Below are 20,307 nucleotides of genomic sequence, written 5' to 3'. Positions count from 1 at the left end.
CCCTGCTATAAAAGGCATAAAAAGTTTTTTACTTATCTTGTGGTCAATTACTCATGGCTTGGAGCCACTTAATAGCTAAGAGTATAAGACACAAATGATTTTCAGAAATTAAACACATTTATGCGTAAAAGAATTCTTGTATTTGGTATGAGCTGCCTGTTGATGGCCGGTTCTGCCCAAAGTATGTTTGCTGCTACAGGCACAACGCCTGCTGTAATTCAATCAACTGCTGAACCTAAAGACCTGATTGGTCGCTGGGATATTACTGTTGATGTAAATGGTAAATCTGCCCCTTCCTGGCTGGAAGTAAAACTATCAGGTTTTAAAACACTGGTGGGCTATTTCGTATCTACTGCAGGCAGTGCGCGTCCGGTATCGGAAGTAAAGTTTGACAATGGTAAGTTCAGATTTGAAATTCCACCTCAATGGGAGAGCGGAGCCCAGAATTTGGTAATAGAAGGGGAACTGACTTCAGGAGGAATGCAGGGAACTATGACTGATTGCGATGGCAAAAAATATAGCTGGAAAGGTGTAAAAGCTCCTTACTTAAAAAGAACATCAGCACCTGTATGGGGCAAGCCGATCAATTTGTTTAATGGTAAGGATCTGGCAGGATGGAAAGCCAGCGGCAAAAACCAATGGGTGGTGAAAAATGGTATTCTGACCAGTCCGACAGCAGGATCAAACCTGATTACGGAGCAGAAGTTCAATGATTTTAAACTGCACGTTGAATTCAAGTATCCTGAAGGGGGCAATAGTGGTATTTACTTAAGGGGCAGGTATGAAACCCAGATAGAAGACAGCAAGAAAGATGCACATCCGAACAGTGTATTATTTGGAGGGATCTATGGCTTTTTAACGGCTAATGAAATGGTGACACTCGGTCCCGGACAGTGGCAAACTTACGACATTACACTAGTAGGGCGCCTGGTTACTGTGGTAGCAAATGGCAAGACGATCATTAGCAACCAGGAGATTCCTGGTATTACCGGTGGCGCGCTTGATAGCAATGAAGGAGAGCCTGGGCCGATATATCTGCAAGGAGATCACATGCCGGTTGAATTTAGAAAGATTGTGATTACACCGGCTAAATAATTATTTTATTTGATGATACTGAGAGGGCCCGGACTAATCCGGGCCTTTTTGCTATAAATGAATTTGCAATACTGCATGCAGCGATATAAATACTAATCTCCCTCAACTGCATACTGCTTGTATATTTTTATCTATAAATGAATTGCTGAGTTTTAGATCATTAATTATAAACAAATGAAGAAAATCATCAATTTATTAATGCTCTTTTTGCTGGCCCTGCCTGGTATGGCGCAGCAGAAGACAAAAATCAGCGGAAAGTTACTCAATTGTAAAGACAGACAACTAGAACTTACACCAAGTACGGGCAATTTTAAGGACAGCATTATGATTAATGCAGATGGAAGCTTCAGTTATGAAACCGATAAAATCAAATCCCCTTTCAGAGCCAACCTGACCAATAGAAAGCAGATTCAGATTCAGCTGTTCCTGGCGCCAGGATATGATCTGCAGATAACAGCAGACGTAAGCGATTATGAAACAGCTCGTTCAAGCATAAAATATGCTGGAAAAGGCGGGGCAAATAATCATTATTGGGAGAAAAGGCCAATAGATACTTTGAAACGTGTTCCTAAAGACACGGTGAACTGGATGAAGAAGGATGAAGATACTTATATCGCTTATCTTAAACGGACAAAAAGTACAAGTCACATAGACCAAGTATTTGGACCTGATAATACGGATCCATATCGTGATTATTTCAAACGAAGCCTTCAGCTGGATCAGAAATTTGGAGATCTGATCTCGATTATGGACTATTATACTTATCAGCATAAATATACTCCGGAGCAAACAGACAGAATGATTAACAGGCTGGGATTGGGAAACATGAATGATGTACTCAACAGGAAAGAAAATCTGGCCAGTTCTAACTTTTGCTATGTCATCAACTATATTTATCCATATCATGCCAAAGCGCGCGACCAAGTCACTGATGAAAAGGCAAATCCGGCAATTCCCAATTACAGTTTGTTTAAAATTGCTCAGCTTTATAAAGGCGCTGTATACGATTTTGTATTTGAAGATAAGCTCAACAGGAATCTGGATTTCATATATAAAGTAACGGAGCTTGAGAAATACAAACCTTATATTTTAAAAGTTCAAAACACGGAAGTTAGGAAAAAACTGCTTGCAACTTATGATAAGAAACTCAAAAGCAGCAGCTTTTTGAGAATAGGCGGTCCGGCGCCTTACTTCAACCTGCCCGATACCAGTGGAGTGCTTCATAGCTTAGCAGGACTGAAAGGAAAGGTGGTCTACATAGATCTGTGGGCCAGCTGGTGCGGACCTTGTCGTGAAGAGAACCCCCACATGCAGAAATTATACGAAAACTATCAGCATAATCCTAAATTAGCGATCATCAGTATCGCGGTAAATGACTTAAAGACAAGAAAAAATCGCTATGCGATTTTAAAAGAAAACAAACCACTTTGGTTGCAATTGGAAGATCAGAATGATGTGGTCTTAAAAGATTATACTGCAAATTCGATCCCGAGATTTATCTTGATCAATAAAGAAGGAAAAATTGTAGATGCAGATGCACCAAGACCAAGTAATCTGGATGTATTAAGTACTTTGTTGGATAAAGAACTCGCTAAATAAGATGAAAAAAGTAATCATACTAATGTTTTTGTTGATTTATTCAACGGCATATGGACAAAAGGGGTTAAATATTCCTGCTGCAGATCTTAAATATTGGAAATTTTTAGGCACTTCATTTTTAGACACCAGGTATGCCACTAAAAAGCAGCTGCGATTAATAACCGCCAGGGAGAAATTGGAGGCGATTGCAAAAGATCGCTTTCTGTTTTCAATAGGAGAAAATATCCACGGAACTTACAATACACTAGCCTTGCGTTTTGAAAAGGCCGGTGGAGCTACAGTATATGAAGGATTACCCTGGAATTGGGGAAACCGTCATGGCTTACGTAGATACCTGCTGGATAAACCTATAGGAATAGAGTTTGCCAATGTCAAGATTACCCCTGAAAATGCTAAAGATTACCGCTACCATATCGTAAGTAATGATGACAAGGAAATTGTTGGTTGGTCTGTTCCCGATCAGTTCAGAAGCAGTGATGATAGTAAATTTTCCTATGCTTATTTTGGCAACTTTCCAGCTCAGGTCAATGGTTTTTTAAAGATTGAAATCTACAATATCCATAATTATAAAGAGAGAGATGGAATTATCGTAGACTGGCGTCCGGTAAAACCAGTCGACCTGACGATTGGACTTGAGCATGTGCGAAATAACAGGGTGGCAAACCCTATTTTTGAGCATTTATATGGGAATTCTCTGGGGATGAAGAGAACGAGCAGTAACGGTCATGAATTTTTTCTTGGCGATTCATTGATGCGGATGCGTGTCTTGTTGAATTATGGCGCTAGCTATGGCCTGGAGACCAAGTTGATCAGAACCATCAATGGTAAAATAGAAGAGCTTAATCTGGGTGTCAATGACGCAGGTTTTTTTATCTACAAGGAGTATTGGAAACAACCAGGAGATTATGAACTGATCCTTACCCCAAGGCTACCTCATCCCGGCGGTAATCCTGTTACCTATTTTAAAAACATGACCGTGCGGTACAAATTTAAAGTATTGCCGGAAAAAGACGCTAAACACATCTTTTCCAATAGAGATCTAATCACTACCGGAATAATTGTCTTTGCCTTCTTTGGGCTGCTGATCGGGGGCATAATGACCTGGCTGAAAAAGAAGAATAAAAAGAAGATACAGGAAGAGCAGAGAGAGAAGGAAATGGCAAAGATACGGTTGTCGGCAGTCCGTTCGCAACTCAACCCGCATTTTATGTTCAATGCCCTGGCGGGAATCCAGTCGCTCATGAACCAGAATAAAACAGAAGATGCCAATCATTACCTGGGGCAGTTTGCGAGGTTAACGAGGAATATAGTGAAAGATCAGGAGATGCTTAGCCTTACAGAAGAGAAGGCTTTACTGCAAGATTATCTGGAAATGGAACAGCTGCGTTTTGGGTTTGTTTTTCAAATCAATATCGATGAAGGTCTTGAAGCTGAGAATGTTGAAATCCCTGCCATGCTGTTACAGCCATTCGTTGAAAACTCAATTAAACATGGGATCATTGACAAGAAAAGTGAAGGGAGAATTACGATTTCATTTTTTGAGCAAAACCAAGATCTGATTTTGAAGATTGAAGACAATGGTGAAGGTTTTGATACCAGTCTAAATTATGAAGGTTTGGGTTTGGAACTCAGTAAAAAGCGAATATCTTTATTGAATACCATTTATCAGGAAACCCCGATACTGTTGGACATGAATTCAGGAACCGAGGGCACAACAATAACAGTTACTTTAACACAATGGCTATAGGATGCGTGCAATATTAGTAGATGACGAACCGGCGAACTTAGAGAATCTGCGGATACTGCTTGAAAAACATTGTCCTGAGGTAAAGATCGTGGCAAAAGCTGAAAATGTAGCAGGAGCGCTTGACCTGATCAATCTACATCGGCCTGAGTTGCTTTTTCTGGACATTCAACTGGGCAAAGAGTCGGGATTTGATTTGCTGAGCAGGCTTTCTGAAAAGTCTTTCGAGGTGATTTTCGTAACGGCTTTCGACCAATATGGCGTTCAGGCAATTAAGTTTGCAGCACTGGATTATATACTGAAGCCTGTCAACTCAAATGAACTTAAGGATGCAGTTTCCAAAGCTGAGCGCAGGATCAAAAATAAACTGCAAAATGAGCAGCTCAATTTCCTGTTGCAACAAATAAAGCAAACTGAAATGAGCCTGCCAAAGATAGCTCTGCCTCTGCAGCATGAAATCAGGTATGTTGCTTTAACCGATATTGTGCGTTGCGAAGCGGCGAATACCTATACATTTTTCTTTTTGAAGAATGGAGATAAGGTCTTGGTGTCCAGGCCTCTGAAAGAGTATTCGGATATGTTAAAGCCTCATGGATTTTTAAGAGTTCATCAAAGCCATTTGATACATCCATCATTTGTAAAAAGCTGGCTTAAAGAGGATGGAGGGATGTTGCTGATGAATGATGAAAGCAAGATTCCTGTGTCTAAGCCTAATCGGGAAAACATTAAGCTGGCGCTTAGGAAATAAAAATGGGTGTCTTATCCTAATTGATAGACACCCATCTCCATTAAATTAGCTATTCTTAATAACCCTTAGCGGCTTGTGCTGGTTTTAAATTAGCATTTCTATCTAAAGCTGTTTGCGGATATGGCATTAGCATAAATTTAGCATTCCAATTACGCTCCTGAACTTGTACGTTAGCAATATCTTTAGGAGTTTTCATCACACTGGCAGCGATGTTCCAGCGTCTGATATCGAAATAGCGTTGTCCTTCACCCGCCAATTCTATCCTGCGTTCATTACGGATCACTTCTCTAAGTTTTTCTTTAGTATTGTTCACAATTTGATTGACTGGCGGCATGCCTGCGCGATCTCTGATGTCATCTAAAGCAGCAAAAATAGTTGCGTCCGGGCCACTTACTTCGTTTTTAGCTTCAGCATATGCCAATAGGATTTCTGCATATCTGATGATGCTGTAATCCTGAGGAGCATCGAATTCTAAACCACTTTCCAAAGAAGGCGGATCCAGGTACTTTTTAAAATTGTAACCAGTAGAGCTTTCACTGCCTGCCACACCAGCCCAGGTAAATACATAACCGTCTTTATATTCGTTCCAGGTTGCTCCAGGAAATAATATACTTGCGTACAAACGGGTGTCCCGGTTTTTGAACTCATTTATATAGTTAGCCGTAGGTGTTTCTTTAATTTTGAAATCAGCTGCCCTTTGCTCAGGTGTTGGTGGCGTAAATGCAGTACCATCGCTCTTCCAATAAGCATCAACCAAACCTTGAATAGGCGTAATAGAACTCCATCCACCCATATTTGCGGTAGCGAATAAAGTTCTCAATCCGTTACCATACGGCGCATAGCTTTGGTTTTCCTGAATATTCTGAGATACCAGTATTGCTTCTTTATTACCTTCGTTAGCTGCCCAGAATTGTTGTTGATAGCTGGCCAGGCCTTTATAGAATTTTTGCTTGGCGTCATCATCTGCAAAAGTTACTAAAGTGCTGTAATCATCTTTAGTATCTGATGCGGTTAACGCAGTTTTTCTGAACAACTGATATCCTGCGACCATCACTTTTTGAGCACTGATTACTGCATCAGCATATTGCGCGTATTCTAACTGTATTCTGGTCAAAATTGCCCATGCTGCACCACTGGTAATTCTACCTGTTTGGTTGGGAGTACCTCCACTGTAGCTAGGCGATAGATCAGCAGCTACAGCTTTGATCTCATCGGTAGCAAATTTTATAACTTCAGTCGATGGAGTAGGGGCCACCGAAGTTTCGCCAGGATCAGTATATGATTTAGTCAACAACGGTACTGCACCAAAATAATGAGCCAGTTCATAATAAGTAAAAGCCCTTAAAACCCTTACTTCAGCAATAAAGCGTTTCCGTAATGTTTCATCCATGGTGGCTTTACCAATGTTATCTAAAAAATAGTTATAGCGGCGTATAAAAACATAACGACCGTTATATCCGGCGTCTAAAGTAGCATCTATGCTACCGGCAGATATCAGGGTAGCATTGCTTTCCCAGGGGTATTGGCAGTAGGCGTTATCGGCAGCGCCATCATCGTATGCATAATTGTACGCATTGGCTAAATATCCGTAACAACCTGTTAATGCAAGCTGTACATCATTTTGCGATTTCCAGAACGTGCCGGCAGAAAGTTTATCCTGCGGAACAAAATCTATGGACTTTTTACAACCTCCTAAAATTAAAAGAGAGATCAGCGATGTATATATAAATTTTTTCATGGTGATTATAGTGTTAAGTTTAGGCCTACAGAAAATGTTTTTAAAGATGGGTAAGCCGATCTTGCTGAAGGAGCTTCCGGATCAAAATCTTTCAATCGCTGATCACCACGGATGGTGAACGGATTATTGCTTGATGCATAAACTCTTAAGCCTTTAATTTTTGCCCTATCCAATATATTTTGAGGGATCGTATAACCTAGTGTAATTGCTTTTACCCTTAAGTATGAAGCATCGAACAGCCAGAAGCTGGACATGCCAAAATTCTGGGTATTGTTGGTTACTCTTGGGTACGCTGCATTAGGATTAGGGTTGTCAACAGTCCATCTGTCTAAAACATAATTTTTTACCCCTGCGCCATTAAAGAAAGCTTGCGAAGCTTCAGCTTCTAAATAGACTTTTACATCACTTACTCCCTGGGTTAATAAGCTAAAATCGAAACCTTTATAATTGGCCGACAGGTTAAGGCCATAAGTAAAATAAGGTACATCGTTGCCATTGATGATTCTGTCGTCGCCATCTATATCACCATCTCCATCCTGGTCTTTGTACCTGATGTCGCCAGGTTTTGGATTATTTGCCTGTGTGGCATGACCATCAATATCAGCCTGATTAACAAATAAGCCTTCAGCCTGCCACATATAGAAAGAACCTACAGGCTGGCCGATACGGTTGATGTAATAACCACTTGGAGCAGTTTCGTTTGCACCTCCCAAATCAGTTACTTTATTCCATATCTTACTGATGTTACCACCCACTGAATAGTTGAAATCATTTATTTTACCATTGTAGTTTAGCGAAAGTTCAAAACCATTGTTTTTAACAGCACCCAAATTTACAGATGGTTCTTCACCGCTACCTAAACCTGCTTCAGCCGGAATATTTGGATTTGGCAATAAAATGTCATTGGTGATTCGGCTAAATGCATCCAATTGTAAGGTAAAAGATTTAAATAAGGTTGCATCTAAGCCGGCATTATAAGTAGTCAGTTTTTCCCAGCTTAACAACGGATTTGCCAATTTACCCGGAGTTACACCATCTTGCTTCGATTGGTCTAAAATCACAGTAGTACCAGCATTCAGGCCGTCATAAAAATCATAATTGCCCACGTTGTTGATGTTACCTAATTTACCTGCAGACAAACGTATTTTTAATTCGTTAACTGCTGTAAGGTTTTTCATAAAATCTTCCTGAGATATACGCCATGCTACCGAAGCAGACGGATACCATGCCGCGCGGTGACCAGGGGCAAATCTAGAAGAAGCATCATTCCTGGCACTTGCCTCAAACAGGTATTTATCAGCAAAAGCATAATTTAAACGTGCAAAAACAGAAGCCAGCGCACTTTCGCCAGAGTTACCACTTGCAGTTGTATTTGCCGGAAGTGTAGAACCCGCATTGATCGCACTCAAATCATTATTTGGAAAGTTCTTACGCACAACCGAGATCGTTTTATTTTCAGCTTTTTCGTAAGAAGCACCGGCCAAAACCTTGAAGTAATGCTGCTCTACATTCTTTTCATAGCTGGCAGTTGCCTGAGCTAATATATTCGAGTTACTTTGCCATGCTTCAGTTAACTGGTTGGTCGCTATCGTTGTACTGCCTAGAGGTTGTTTCGTAATGAATCCGATAACAGGATCTACTGTATTTATGAAAGAACTGTTGAACTGGTTTAATGCATTATAAGAGAACAAACCAGAGATGTCCAAACCTTTAACCGGTGTATAAGTTCCATTTAAATTACCAATAAAGCGATTGGTATTGTAATTTGTTCTACCGCCGTCTTTTAATAAACGTAACGGATTTTGACTTGCTATTGTGGCATTCTCTTTTCCAGCCGTTACACTGCCCCATTCGCCATTACTTTGTCTGGCTACAGATAGTGGGATAGACCTTCCAACACCCGTAAAACCTATTTCTAAATTATCATTACTATAGCCATCTCTAATAAATGACAGGTTGCTACCGATTTTAAACTTATCGCTGATTTGGGTTTCGGTATTGGCCCTTAACGAATAACGTTTTAAGTCTTTACCCGGAATTAAAGAGTTTTGTCCAAAATATGCACCACTTAAGTAATATTTCGTTTTATCACCTCCGGATACGCTCAACTGGTGTTCCATCATAGGTGCATTTTTACGTAAAATCAAAGAATACCAGTCGGTGTTGGGATAAAGATCCGGATTGGACTGGCTTGTTATTGCTGCTAAAGCGGCAGCATCATAAAGAGCCGTTCTGCCCAGATTGGTTTCAGCTTCGTTACGTAGAATGGCATAATTATAAGCATCTGTATAATCTGGCAGGTAAGTCGCCGATTGACTGCCGTAGTAAGCGTTATAATTAATAGACGGTGTGCCATTTCCTTTTTTGGTCGTTACCAGGATTACACCATTTGCAGCCCTTGCACCATATATTGATGAAGAAGATGCGTCCTTTAATACAGAAATTGCTGCCACATCGTTAGGATTGATACGGGCAAAGTCATTTTGACCAACTACCACACCATCGACCACAAACAATGGGGATGAACTACCAAGATTTGCACGACCCCTAACATTGATACTACCCAGATCTGCGCCCAAATCTCCGGGAGCCGATTTTATAGCCACACCCGGAACAGTACCCTGCAAAGCATTTGTTAATGAAGTTACAGGACGGTTAACGATGGTTTTTGTATTTACTGTGTTTACAGCTCCCGAAAGGTTAACCTTTTTCTGAGTACCGTAAGCGACAACTACTACTTCGCTCAGTTCTTCCTGCGATTCTTTTAATACTACGTTGATGTTTGTATTGTCACCGACTGCAACTTCTTTGGATTCGAAGCCTAAATAGCTGAATACCAGGATTGCATTCTTATCCGCTACAACAACAGCATAAGTTCCGCTTGCGTCGGTCATGCCACCGTTTTCAGTACCTTTTACTTTAATATTGACCCCGGAAATAGGCAGTCCCTTTTCATCCCTTACCGAACCTTTGATGGTAATGGGATCGGCGAAAATGGCAACGATTTTATCTAAGAATGAAAGTTCTTTTTTCTTGATGATGATGGTTGAGCCAAAAATCCTGTAAGTGAGGTCAAGATCTTTCATAGAAGCTTCCATTGCCTCTTCTATGCTGGCATTTTTAAGGTTGATGTTTACATTTCCTCCCTGTTTAATGTCTTCTTTATTGTAGAAGAATACGTATCCGCTTTGTCTTTTTATAGATTGCAACACTTTGTCGAGGGACATGTTTTTTTCTTTCAGATTGATTTTCTGGCTAAATCCTATCGCACTAACTTGCATTAGTCCAAGAAATAGAAGGATTGCTGTAAGTTTCATGACACGGATAAATTTAGCTGATAGCCACGCACCAGGCATAGCTATGTGAATAACATTTAATTTCATTAAATTTACGGTTGATTTTGAGTTAATAAATGAATGGGTTCACCAATTTGTTCATCCCGATCTTATCGGAAAGGGTTAATTCAAAGTATTATCCGGTAAGTGTTGGTAGCACTTGCCGGTTTTTCTTTTATAACCATTGAACATTCTTTTAAGGTTCTTGTAGATCTTTGCTCATTTTGTTTAGGTGATTTGGTTAGTATTAGTTTTATTATTTTGTGTGTTGGTTTTAAGGGGTTACGACGATGGTTTTACCCGTTATCCTGAAATTGATCCCGGCATAACTGAGCATTTTAAGTACTTCATCGAGATTGGCTTTTCTGGAGAGCTCTCCTTCGTAAATACGATCAGGAATGTCGCCTGAGTACTCCACATCGATGTTATACCAGCGTTCCATTTGTCTCATGATGTTTTTAATGTCTGCATTTTCAAAATGGAAGACGTTGTTTTTCCATGAGATCACTTCCTGGGCATCTATATTTTTAACCTTCAATGACGATTTGCTGTCACTAACTTCTGCCTGCTGACCTGGTTTAATGACCTTACTCGTTCCCTCGGTAAGGACCTTAACACTGCCTTCCAGCAGAGTAGTCTTTATGATCGGCTCGTCGGTATAACTATTTACGTTAAAATGTGTTCCCAGCACTTCAACAGTTTGTTTGTTGCTGACTACCCTGAAAGGTAAATGTTCATTTCTTGCAACTTCAAAATAAGCTTCCCCCGTAAGTTCCACTCTACGTTCAGTTTTGCTAAAAGTGATTGGAAAGCGAAGCGACGAAGCTGCGTTTAACCAAACTGTGGTACCGTCTGGAAGATTGATCTGGTATTGTCCGCCACGCGGCGTCTCTATCGTATTTAAGGCATTACTTGCTGCTGAGCCAGGCGTTGTTTTAGCTACCGTATAGACCAGTTTCCCATCGGCAGTTTTCACGATGTCAACGCCGGCCTGATTGGTGATTTTGCCATTATTAGCATCATTGAGGGAAATCCTGGAGCCATCTGCGAGAATCAGCACAGCATTGTTTCCGCCTGACTTAATGCCGCTTTTTGCGATTTGCTTTTGCCATGTTTTCTGACGGTTTTCAGGCGTGTCCTGATACAGGTAAGCCAGAGTACCTAAAGTAATTAATAGCAGCATTGCCGCCGCGATACGTGGCCATAGCCTGAATGTTTTTGCTTTTGTGTGGTCAATACCAGTTGTGGTGCTGATGTTTTTCCACATTTTTGATTTGAGGTGGGTGTAATCCAGATGGTCGGTTCCCGAATTTTGCACAGCAGACTCCATTAAGTACCAGTGCTGTACTATGGCCTTTTCTGAAGGGCTTGCTACACCCTTATTGTATTTGTCTAACAGTTCTGCAGCTTCGCGCTCGTTCATCGGATTCCTCTTTATCGGTTTAAAAGTATAAACAGGTGAGAAGGTCGTTGGTAGTAGAAGGAAATAAAAAAAATATTTTACCTGAATAAAGCGAGGTAAAGAATGCTGAGTCCGCCGGAAACGGCAAGTTTGTTTTTAATGATTTTTAAAGCATTGCTGATCTGCTTTTTTACTGTTTTTTCGGAGATATTCAACTCGGCTGCAATCTCCTTATAACTGAGATTTTGTTTGCGGCTAAGTTCAAATACTTGTTTCATTTTTGCAGGTAGTGCTGAAATTTCTTTTTCAAGGGCGTTGAGCAGATCCTGTTCATCCAATTGTTCCAGCGTTACATTGCTGCTGGCATCTGCAAAATGGGCAAGCGAGGTGAGGTATTGATTTTTAACCTTGTTATGCTGGATGAGATTCAATACCCTATTTCTTGCACTGACATAAAGAAATCCTGACAGGTTGGTGCTGGAATGGATCTGATTTGGATTTAGCCAGAGTGTGCTGAAGAGTTCCTGAATCAGATCTTTTGCTTCTTCTTCATCTTTCAGCATCTTGAATACATGAAAATATAGTACGTTCCAATACCTTTCGTAAATTTCTCTAAAAGCAATTTCATCCCTGGATTTTACCAGTTCTATTAACTCATTTTCAGAAAAGCTGTGGTAAGTTACCATTATCCTAAATATCCTTAATTGAAACAAAGTACGGACAATTATTAAAGCCTACAAAACTTTTTGTTTTTCATGCGAAAGACAGAAGGATGGAATCAGTTACCTTATGAATTTTTGCATGGTAAAATTTGAAATAAAAATACTAATTTGGTGTTGCTAAAACAGTTTATCAAATATTAGTCTAACCATTTAAAAATCATATAAAAATAAATGAACGCATTAAAATTATCCCTTGCAGCTGCATTATTATGCTCCTTTGCTGCTTGTAATCAAGGTACAAAAACAAATTCGACGGCCGGTACATCTGACAGTTCAAATGTGACTCTTGCATTGGACAGTACAAAATTTCAAAAAGAAATTGACGGCAAGAAAACCAATCTATATGTGCTCAGGAATAAAAATAAGATGGAGGCCGCTTTTACGAACTATGGAGGTCGTTTAGTGAGTTTGCTGGTTCCGGATAGTTCAGGGAAACTGGTTGACGTAGTTGTTGGGTTTGATAGCGTAGAAGGGTTTGAAAAGTCGACAGAACCTTATTTTGGTGCTACTATTGGCCGGTATGGCAACAGGATCGCCAAAGGCAAGTTTAGCCTGGATGGCAAAGAATATACTTTGTTTACCAATAATGGAGTGAATACATTGCACGGCGGTAAAAAGGGATATCAGTATGTAGTTTGGGATGCCAGTCAGCCCGATGCACATACGCTGGTGCTTTCTTATTTATCCAAGGATATGGAAGAGGGTTTTCCCGGTAATCTGAAAGTAAAGGTTACTTATACGCTTACGGATGATAATGAATTAAAAATGGATTATGAGGCAACTACAGATAAAAAAACGGTTGTTAATCTTACGAACCATGCTTTCTTCAACCTGAATGGAGAGGGAAGCGGAACAATATTGAATCATAGTTTGCAGATTTTTGCAGACCAGTATACTCCGGTAGACACTACATTGATTCCTTTAGGGAAAAATGCAAGCGTGAAAGCAACGCCATTTGATTTTACTACTGCCACTACAATTGGAAAAAGAATTGAAGAGGCGAATGATCAACTGAAAGCTGGGAAAGGATACGATCATAATTTTGTACTGAATGGTACTCAGGGAATGGGGATGACCCATGCAGCGACTGTAAAAGGAGATAAATCGGGAATTGTGATGGATATTTACACACAGGAGCCAGGTCTGCAGTTTTATAGCGGCAACTTCATGCAAAGTAAAAACGTGTTTAAAGGTGGTGCTAAAGATGATTTCAGAACTGCACTTGCCTTGGAAACACAGCATTTTCCTGATTCCCCAAACCAGGCGGCTTTTCCTTCGACGGTCTTAAATCCGGGACAAACCTATAAAACTTCATCTGTTTATAAATTTGCCAGTAAATAGTTTTAAATAGCTACAAAAAGGCCCGGGTCATTTACTGATCCGGGCCTTTTTTTGTTAAGTGTGTGCTTAGCGGCTAATGCTTCCCTTTACCATTGCCATGTCCTTTTCCGTTCCCGTTATTGCCTTTTACTTTAACTTTTCCGTAGGCTTTGCCGTTATTTCCCGGATGTCCCTGCACTACATAGTATTTTGCATTCCTGCTGCTACGAATGACTGGCTGGGTATGGTATGATTTATACTTTTTGTATTTTACTTTATGGTCACTAAAATAGCGATATGGAGTAGGTGAGTTGATCACTACTTTATATCCATTATATAAGTTATAACCACTATATCTTGATGGCAAGCCGGATGCAAACACCCATTTGCCATTACTCAGGTAAATAAATTCCCTCGTAGGTACATAGTAATAACTTTCTACATCTGGCAGGTAATAATAATCTACATGATCATAACCGACAGGGCCCCATAAAGGTTGAGAACCGATGTTAACATTGACGTTGATCTGTGCCGTTGCGCGGTTAGAAACCAAGCCCAGGGTTCCTAAAAGCATTAAAAAAAATAACTTTTTCATTTTAGTTTTATTTATGTGTATGATAGATATTAATTGTTTTTCAGCGTGATGGTACCTAGATTGTTGATCTGTCCGTTGGTCACCCCTACATTGGTAATAGTGCTCTCTTGATAACCTACAACAGGAACAAATTTTACACTATAATTTCCTGTAGTAAGACCGCCAACAGTGAATTTTCCAGTGATTGCATCAGGTACAGTACCTACAGTATCTGTTCCTGCAATTACCAAAATTTCCGGATGACTTTCAATTGGTAAAACCGTACCTGTGATCATTCCTGAAGTAGCCTCAGTAATTCCTCTGACAACCGGTTTTAACAAGAATTTTCCGTTTCCTGTGCTTACTATTGATTTTGCTGCATCAAAATCTAATAAAAGAGAATAAGTAATTCCGGGTATCAACTGAGGATTGCTTTTCAGTTTTACTTTCCATCCCGAGCTTTGTGCACTTGGTGTTTTCAGATCTTGTTCGATTCCGTTTACAACAATTGTATTTCCGCTGTCATTGAGGACCAATCTGATCTCTGTGATTTCACCAGAGGGCATTTCTCCGTCTGCGATAAGAATGTCAGGTCTTGCAGTTCCGATTCTAAAATCCAGGATGTTAAATATCCCACGATCTACTTCGAAGGAATAAGGTTTTCCAGCAGAAACCAGTACAACCTCTTTTACACTTAGATTGATGGCGTCAAAGTCGCCCGGCGCGTCGGTCATTTTAATTTGTACCTTGGTAGTGCCCGCGGAGCTGTTTTCCTTTTTACAGCCGATGAATGTTCCAATAGCTAATAATAAAACTATTGAGGTTAAAATTGCAAATTTCGTTTTCATGGTATGACGTTTTACTTTAATTACAATGTCAAAGCTGCGGCACGAACATGAAAACAACATGAAATTCAAAAATTATTTTAATTATCTCAGAATTTCATCTGAATTTCATGTTGGTACATGATCTTTGATACCAATTAGATAGTAGTGGCGATGATGAAACATGTTAGTGTTTTAAGGAGAGGATGAAAGTTTGCCTTGCAAGAGGCAAACTTTCTTTATATTTACCATAATGAGTATTTCAAATCATTTTAGTTCTGCAATAAGGTGCATTTTAATTGCTGGTATGGTGATGTGTATCTCGTTCAGCGTAATTGCGCAGGAGAAAACTAAGGAGAAGATAAAGGATAAAAAAGGGGAAGTGGTAGAAACGAAGGAAACACAAAAACCTGATATTAAAGAAGTCCCTAAATCAAGAAAACAGCCTAAACCCGCAGTGGTGAAGCCAAATGTCAAAATCAAGCCTGTAAAAATTGTAAAACCAAAAATCAGGAAACCATAATTAATCCTTCGCATGAGATTATTCGCTTTCTGTATCTTCTTTCTGAGTGCATCGACCTTATCGGCGCAAACTGAATCTGTAAAAAAAATAAACGTTACGGTCGCGGCCATGTACAGCAGCAATGCGAGTTATTATGGTCAGACTACAGCTGAAAAACTACCCTATGTGCTGGCGAACGCGACGGTAAGATTCCCGGTTGGGTTATACCTATCCGCAGGAACATACAAGTTGTTGAATATCGGAAGCGGACTATCAGAAACCGATCTGGGGATTGGTTTTGAACATGATTTCAGTGAACGCTTATCGGTGGGCTTAGGCTATACCAAATCCTTTTTTCCTTCAAATTCTCCGTTACTCCAGGCAGCTAATGACAATAACCTCGATCTTTCTGTGGGCTGGAAATGGCCATGGTTCACAACTAAACTGGAGACGAATTATGCTTTTGGTTCGGAAAACGATGTTTTTCTTGGGATTGAAAATTCCCGTTCCATTGAATTAGGCCAATTATTCAGTGAGAAGGATGCACTTTCAATTGAGCCGGCTATAGAAATAGTGGCGGGTACACAGCATTTTTTTAATACCTACCAGCAACAGAAAATCAAGAACAACAATGGCAACGGCAAAGGGAACAATAATGGGAATGGCAACGGCAACGTTGTGACGATTACAGAGCCCGCGACCAGTTTTAACCTACTTTCTTATAATTTCAAACTGCCCTTGTATTACAGCCGGGCGAGTTATATGGCCGAACTGAGTTATCAGTTCTCAGTTTTGGGAGCAGAAGCGATAACAGAAGCAAAACGTAGCCAGTCCTTTATTGGTCTGGGTTTTTATTATCAGTTTTAAGTTAAATAGCATCATGAAAGTACTGATTGTAGAAGATGAAAAATTATTGGCTGCTGAAGTTGAAACCTTTTTAAAAAAGGCATTCTATGTATGCGATCTCGCACATACCATCGCCGAGGCGACAGAGCAGATAGAGATCAATACTTACGATTTTATATTGATTGACCTGGGATTGCCGGATGGCGATGGCTTGAGTTTGCTGAGCAAGGCTAAAAAGTACAATCCGGAGGCCGCCTATATCATTCTGACAGCAAGGGGAAATCTGGAAGACAGGATCACAGGACTAGATCTTGGTGCTGATGACTACCTCGCAAAACCATTTTCCCTGCTGGAGTTACAATCGAGGATGCAGGCCATAGCCAGGAGAAAATTTAATCTAAATGACGAACTGGTATTGCTGGGTGTTTTTATGATCGATCTCCAGAAGCGCTTCGTATTATTTAATGAGCAGCAAATAGAACTGTCCAGAAAAGAATTTGATCTTTTTAGTTACCTGCTTTTGCATAAAAACCGAGTACTGACCAGGATGCAGCTTAGCGAACACATCTGGGGTACTTTTGCAGATGATGATTATGACTCGAATTATATAGATGCACACATTAAGAACATCAGGAAGAAATTAAACGTCTGGGGTCCTACAGAATGGTTGGAAACAGTCAGGGGAGTAGGCTACAGGATAAGAAAGTAATATGAAGTTATCCAGCAAGCTCGTTTATTTCATTACAGGCTCCAAGCTCATTGTAGTTTTGCTGTTTGTACTTTCGCTGCCATTTTTGGTTGAGCGAATTGCTTCGGAATATACGAACTATTCATTGCGCGAGCAGCGAAAAGAAGTCATTAGCGTCATTCAAAAGAAGGGGATAGACTATTATCTTCAGGGAGATGATAGCTACGGGAGCTATACTTTGCTTAAAGAAGAATACATCGCACTGGAACCCGATACCAATGGGCAGCGACTGGATACCATAAAAAATGCACAGCGGATCATAGAACAGGATACCTTGAATTATAGGGTTTTGAGCTATAGCTTTAAAATGAAAGGGAAGCCTTATTTGCTGGAAATAGGTAAAGCTACGGCAAGCATCAACCAGTATAATAAGCCCTTGCAACGGATAGCGCTGTATGTATTAATGGGGCTGATTGCCATTACCATCCTGATCGACCTGGTGTTTACCCGGATATTGATCCGTCCGCTGGGAAAAATCATAGCCAGCAAACTGATCAACAGAAAATTCCCTTTCAAAGACCACGCAAAGCCGGTGAAGACTTCTACAGATGATTTTAAATATCTTGATGAATCTTTAATTCTTTTGATGGATCAGATCAATGAAGATTTTGAGAAAGAAAGGGAATTTACGGCCAATGCATCACATGAGCTGATGACCCCGATCAGTATCCTGCAAAATAAAATGGAAAATCTGCTCGCAGAAGACGAGCTCACAGACGAACTCGCCTCACGCATCGTAGAAATGATGAAGACTTTGGATCGTCTGAAAAAGATTTCGGCTTCTTTGCTGTTCATTTCAAGAATAGAAAATGAACAGTTTGCCAAAACTGCGGATGTCGCGCCCCGGGAAGTCATCGCTGAAGTGATTGAGGAAATCAGTCACCGGCTGGAAGATAAAAACATAAAGCTGGATGTCAGGTTGTCTGATAAGAGATTCTCATTTAAAGCCAATTATGATCTGATCTTCCAGTTGTTTTACAACATCATTAACAACGCGATCAAGTACAATAAAGAAAACGGAAGCATTGCAATTTCAGATGAATTTGATCCTAAAGGAAACTATAGACTGTTGATCAGAGATACCGGGATAGGTATTGAGCAATCAGAATTAGGATTTATTTTCGACCGCTTTAGAAAAACAAACCTGTCCGAAAATGTCGGTTATGGATTGGGCTTGTCTATTGTAAAGAGCATTGCGGAGTACCATGGAATAAAAGTGCAAGTCACTTCAGTGATCAGAGAAGGGACTTGCTTTACGATAATCTTTTCTAAATAACAGGCATCAGCACTATTGATCATCCAGTGCTTTCAGAAATGAAATGATGCTCTTTGTTTCTTTGGGCGTCAGCTGCAGTGGATCTGCTGAAAGGGTTTGGTTATCCAGGTGAATGCCGATGCCCGCACCACCACCACGATTGTAAAAATCCAGCACCTCCTCAAGTGTTTTATAAACGCCGTTGTGCATGTAAGGAGCAGTTTTTGCAATGTTTCTTAAGCTTGTTGTTTTGAATGCGTATTTGTATTGGGGATATGGATTCAGCTCATAACGGCCTAAATCTTTATCAATAACAGCATTTGCGGTATCCGCTTTTGATGGTACACCCAATACCTCTGCCTCACTTTTCTGGAATAAGGGGGCTTGTGTTCCGTTGAATAACGGTGCAAAATGACAGGTGCCGCATTTGGCTTTGCCCATAAATAAGTTGAATCCTTCTTTTTCCTGTGCATTCAATTGTTTTTTGTCGCCCTGCATGTACTTGTCTACACGGGATGAAAAAGGGGATAGGGACCTGATATAAGCGGCAAGCGCGTGCTGAATCTTCCATGGACTGGCTGTTCCTTTTGGGTCTTTGTATGCTTCGGAGAATGCAGCCTGGTAGGATTTAGCATTGTTGATCCTTACTGCCGCCTGCTCCAGCGAGCCATCCATTTCCTCTTTATGGTGAACAACGTCCAATGCCTGATCTTCCAATGAACCAGCTTTCAGGTCATAAAAAAAGGCACGTTGCAGACCAGCATACATCAGAGTAGGGGTATTTCTTAATAGTACTTTATTGGTGTTGAGTCCCTGAGCTGTTACGAGCCCGTCGGTAAATGCTCTGTTCTCATGGTGACAGCTTGCACAACTTCTGTTTCCGCCATTAGAAAGTACATTACTGTTGAAAAGCAGTTTTCCTAATGCTATTTTTTCTTTGCTGATGTATTCAGTATGGTTGCTTACGAATTTATTGACATTAAAGGCATCTTTTTGAAAAAGGCTTGTTGCATCATCATTTAACGCTGATCCGCTTGAAGCTGTTGTTATCTTCAGTTGTTTACGTAAATGATCAAGCTGGGCCGCTATTGGTTGTAAATGATTGGTCATGAAATCAAGACGGTTGAAAGAGTTGAAATCACTATTGTCGTGAAGAAAGCTCATTGCATCTTTCAAACTATTCACTAGTTTTTCATCATCGTAATTTGTGATGACATTCTTAATTCCCTCCAATGCTGCGGCAGCTTCAGGAAGAGATTGCAATGCAGTGGGAGTATCAAAGCCAGTAATACCCAGACTGGTGATGCGGAATAATTCGAGCCTCATGGCATCAAATAGCTGCGCATTTGTAATGGTATATTGCTCGTTATACCTGGCTACGCGCTGCAGGTTGAGCTGCATCTTTTTTACCTCGTTGAGCAATTCATTACGGTTTTCAGTTGTTGGGGTATCGTAAATCAGTTCTTCCATTACCTGAAAACCAGTTGGATTCTCTATCAGGTTCTCCCCAAGTTCTATTTCATCTATTGGCGCTCCGTTGATCAGTACAGCTGTGGTAGGGAAGAAATATTCCATGTAATACTCCATTCTTTTATATTGCGCTCGGGATTCCAGGAAAGCAGTCTTTATTTGTGCTTCGTTCTTTTTGGTTACTGCGTTCAGGAGCTTGTCGTCCACTACAGCTTGCAGTTTCAGGAGTTCCTGGTCAAAGGATGCTTTTACCTTTTCTTCTGATGATTGATTATTCATCGTGCAGAATAAGGTTAGAGAGGTAGTAATGATGATTATGCTGAAAAGAGCAATGGTTTTTTTTATGCTGTTCATTGATAGGAAATAAGAAAATATCCCTGTCTGT

At 40.3% G+C, this 20,307-nt stretch carries 16 protein-coding genes; 9 read left to right on the top strand and 7 right to left on the bottom strand.

Annotated elements, in window-relative coordinates:
• Positions 1 to 120: 120 nt before the first annotated feature.
• From R2Q78_RS04745 to R2Q78_RS04730, 4 genes are all read left to right on the top strand, one after another.
• Positions 121 to 1,095, top strand: a complete 975-nt coding sequence (locus R2Q78_RS04745; RefSeq protein ID WP_316789364.1) for a DUF1080 domain-containing protein — start codon at positions 121 to 123, stop codon at positions 1,093 to 1,095.
• A 174-nt stretch (positions 1,096 to 1,269) separates the two neighbouring features.
• The gene (locus tag R2Q78_RS04740; protein WP_316789362.1) at positions 1,270 to 2,694 is read left to right on the top strand and encodes a TlpA disulfide reductase family protein; all 1,425 of its coding nucleotides are present in this window, start codon (positions 1,270 to 1,272) and stop codon (positions 2,692 to 2,694) included.
• Between the two features lies 1 nt (position 2,695).
• A complete protein-coding gene (locus R2Q78_RS04735) occupies positions 2,696 to 4,441 on the top strand; it encodes a sensor histidine kinase (protein ID WP_316789360.1) in 1,746 nt (581 codons plus the stop codon).
• A 1-nt stretch (position 4,442) separates the two neighbouring features.
• A complete protein-coding gene (locus R2Q78_RS04730; protein WP_316789358.1) occupies positions 4,443 to 5,186 on the top strand; it encodes a LytTR family DNA-binding domain-containing protein in 744 nt (247 codons plus the stop codon).
• A gap of 55 nt (positions 5,187 to 5,241) precedes the next feature.
• Here R2Q78_RS04730 and R2Q78_RS04725 read toward each other — a convergent pair whose 3' ends face one another.
• From R2Q78_RS04725 to R2Q78_RS04710, 4 genes are all read right to left on the bottom strand, one after another.
• Complete coding sequence (locus R2Q78_RS04725) at positions 5,242 to 6,924, bottom strand: RagB/SusD family nutrient uptake outer membrane protein (protein ID WP_316789356.1); 1,683 nt, start codon at positions 6,922 to 6,924, stop codon at positions 5,242 to 5,244.
• 5 nt (positions 6,925 to 6,929) lie between these two features.
• Positions 6,930 to 10,307, bottom strand: coding sequence for a TonB-dependent receptor (locus R2Q78_RS04720; protein ID WP_316789354.1), 3,378 nt, complete (start codon positions 10,305 to 10,307; stop codon positions 6,930 to 6,932).
• Positions 10,308 to 10,533: 226 nt separating this feature from the next.
• Positions 10,534 to 11,682: a FecR family protein gene (locus tag R2Q78_RS04715; RefSeq protein ID WP_316789352.1), complete on the bottom strand. Its 1,149-nt coding sequence runs from the start codon at positions 11,680 to 11,682 to the stop codon at positions 10,534 to 10,536.
• A gap of 77 nt (positions 11,683 to 11,759) precedes the next feature.
• A complete protein-coding gene (locus tag R2Q78_RS04710) occupies positions 11,760 to 12,347 on the bottom strand; it encodes an RNA polymerase sigma-70 factor (RefSeq protein ID WP_316789350.1) in 588 nt (195 codons plus the stop codon).
• A 207-nt stretch (positions 12,348 to 12,554) separates the two neighbouring features.
• Between R2Q78_RS04710 and R2Q78_RS04705 the strand changes: the two genes are divergently transcribed.
• The gene (locus R2Q78_RS04705; protein ID WP_316789348.1) at positions 12,555 to 13,724 is read left to right on the top strand and encodes an aldose epimerase family protein; all 1,170 of its coding nucleotides are present in this window, start codon (positions 12,555 to 12,557) and stop codon (positions 13,722 to 13,724) included.
• Positions 13,725 to 13,797: 73 nt separating this feature from the next.
• Here the strand turns inward: R2Q78_RS04705 and R2Q78_RS04700 are convergent, their stop codons facing one another.
• Positions 13,798 to 14,298 (bottom strand): hypothetical protein, encoded by a 501-nt coding sequence (locus tag R2Q78_RS04700; protein WP_316789346.1) that lies wholly within the window; start codon positions 14,296 to 14,298, stop codon positions 13,798 to 13,800.
• 29 nt (positions 14,299 to 14,327) lie between these two features.
• The gene (locus R2Q78_RS04695) at positions 14,328 to 15,125 is read right to left on the bottom strand and encodes a DUF4382 domain-containing protein (protein WP_316789344.1); all 798 of its coding nucleotides are present in this window, start codon (positions 15,123 to 15,125) and stop codon (positions 14,328 to 14,330) included.
• Positions 15,126 to 15,354: 229 nt separating this feature from the next.
• Between R2Q78_RS04695 and R2Q78_RS04690 the strand changes: the two genes are divergently transcribed.
• The 4 genes from R2Q78_RS04690 to R2Q78_RS04675 are packed head-to-tail and all read left to right on the top strand — an operon-like array spanning position 15,355 to position 18,473.
• Positions 15,355 to 15,624, top strand: a complete 270-nt coding sequence (locus tag R2Q78_RS04690) for a hypothetical protein (RefSeq protein ID WP_316789342.1) — start codon at positions 15,355 to 15,357, stop codon at positions 15,622 to 15,624.
• Between the two features lie 12 nt (positions 15,625 to 15,636).
• Positions 15,637 to 16,470, top strand: coding sequence for a hypothetical protein (locus R2Q78_RS04685; RefSeq protein WP_316789340.1), 834 nt, complete (start codon positions 15,637 to 15,639; stop codon positions 16,468 to 16,470).
• A gap of 13 nt (positions 16,471 to 16,483) precedes the next feature.
• Positions 16,484 to 17,158 (top strand): response regulator transcription factor, encoded by a 675-nt coding sequence (locus tag R2Q78_RS04680; RefSeq protein WP_316789338.1) that lies wholly within the window; start codon positions 16,484 to 16,486, stop codon positions 17,156 to 17,158.
• A gap of 1 nt (position 17,159) precedes the next feature.
• On the top strand, positions 17,160 to 18,473 hold the full coding sequence (locus R2Q78_RS04675; RefSeq protein ID WP_316789336.1) for a HAMP domain-containing sensor histidine kinase: 1,314 nt from the start codon (positions 17,160 to 17,162) through the stop codon (positions 18,471 to 18,473).
• A 12-nt stretch (positions 18,474 to 18,485) separates the two neighbouring features.
• On the opposite strand, the gene R2Q78_RS04670 is transcribed toward R2Q78_RS04675, so the two are convergent.
• Entirely contained in the window at positions 18,486 to 20,276 is a 1,791-nt protein-coding gene (locus R2Q78_RS04670) for a cytochrome-c peroxidase (RefSeq protein ID WP_316789335.1), read from the bottom strand.
• Positions 20,277 to 20,307: the final 31 nt, after the last annotated feature.

Source organism: Pedobacter frigoris, from assembly GCF_032678645.1.
GTDB lineage: Bacteria > Bacteroidota > Bacteroidia > Sphingobacteriales > Sphingobacteriaceae > Pedobacter > Pedobacter frigoris_A.
Note: the sequence above shows the minus strand (reverse complement) of the source record. Positions and strands in the feature narration are given on the sequence as shown.

What these genes read in the sequence shown, in the direction of transcription:
- R2Q78_RS04745 (WP_316789364.1), top strand. Translation starts at nt 121, where the DNA reads ATGCGTAAAAGAATTCTTGTATTTGGTATGAGCTGCCTGTTGATGGCC.
- R2Q78_RS04740 (WP_316789362.1), top strand. Translation starts at nt 1,270, where the DNA reads ATGAAGAAAATCATCAATTTATTAATGCTCTTTTTGCTGGCCCTGCCT.
- R2Q78_RS04735 (WP_316789360.1), top strand. Translation starts at nt 2,696, where the DNA reads ATGAAAAAAGTAATCATACTAATGTTTTTGTTGATTTATTCAACGGCA.
- R2Q78_RS04730 (WP_316789358.1), top strand. Translation starts at nt 4,443, where the DNA reads ATGCGTGCAATATTAGTAGATGACGAACCGGCGAACTTAGAGAATCTG.
- R2Q78_RS04725 (WP_316789356.1), bottom strand. Translation starts at nt 6,924, where the DNA reads ATGAAAAAATTTATATATACATCGCTGATCTCTCTTTTAATTTTAGGA.
- R2Q78_RS04720 (WP_316789354.1), bottom strand. Translation starts at nt 10,307, where the DNA reads ATGAAATTAAATGTTATTCACATAGCTATGCCTGGTGCGTGGCTATCA.
- R2Q78_RS04715 (WP_316789352.1), bottom strand. Translation starts at nt 11,682, where the DNA reads ATGAACGAGCGCGAAGCTGCAGAACTGTTAGACAAATACAATAAGGGT.
- R2Q78_RS04710 (WP_316789350.1), bottom strand. Translation starts at nt 12,347, where the DNA reads ATGGTAACTTACCACAGCTTTTCTGAAAATGAGTTAATAGAACTGGTA.
- R2Q78_RS04705 (WP_316789348.1), top strand. Translation starts at nt 12,555, where the DNA reads ATGAACGCATTAAAATTATCCCTTGCAGCTGCATTATTATGCTCCTTT.
- R2Q78_RS04700 (WP_316789346.1), bottom strand. Translation starts at nt 14,298, where the DNA reads ATGAAAAAGTTATTTTTTTTAATGCTTTTAGGAACCCTGGGCTTGGTT.
- R2Q78_RS04695 (WP_316789344.1), bottom strand. Translation starts at nt 15,125, where the DNA reads ATGAAAACGAAATTTGCAATTTTAACCTCAATAGTTTTATTATTAGCT.
- R2Q78_RS04690 (WP_316789342.1), top strand. Translation starts at nt 15,355, where the DNA reads ATGAGTATTTCAAATCATTTTAGTTCTGCAATAAGGTGCATTTTAATT.
- R2Q78_RS04685 (WP_316789340.1), top strand. Translation starts at nt 15,637, where the DNA reads ATGAGATTATTCGCTTTCTGTATCTTCTTTCTGAGTGCATCGACCTTA.
- R2Q78_RS04680 (WP_316789338.1), top strand. Translation starts at nt 16,484, where the DNA reads ATGAAAGTACTGATTGTAGAAGATGAAAAATTATTGGCTGCTGAAGTT.
- R2Q78_RS04675 (WP_316789336.1), top strand. Translation starts at nt 17,160, where the DNA reads ATGAAGTTATCCAGCAAGCTCGTTTATTTCATTACAGGCTCCAAGCTC.
- R2Q78_RS04670 (WP_316789335.1), bottom strand. Translation starts at nt 20,276, where the DNA reads ATGAACAGCATAAAAAAAACCATTGCTCTTTTCAGCATAATCATCATT.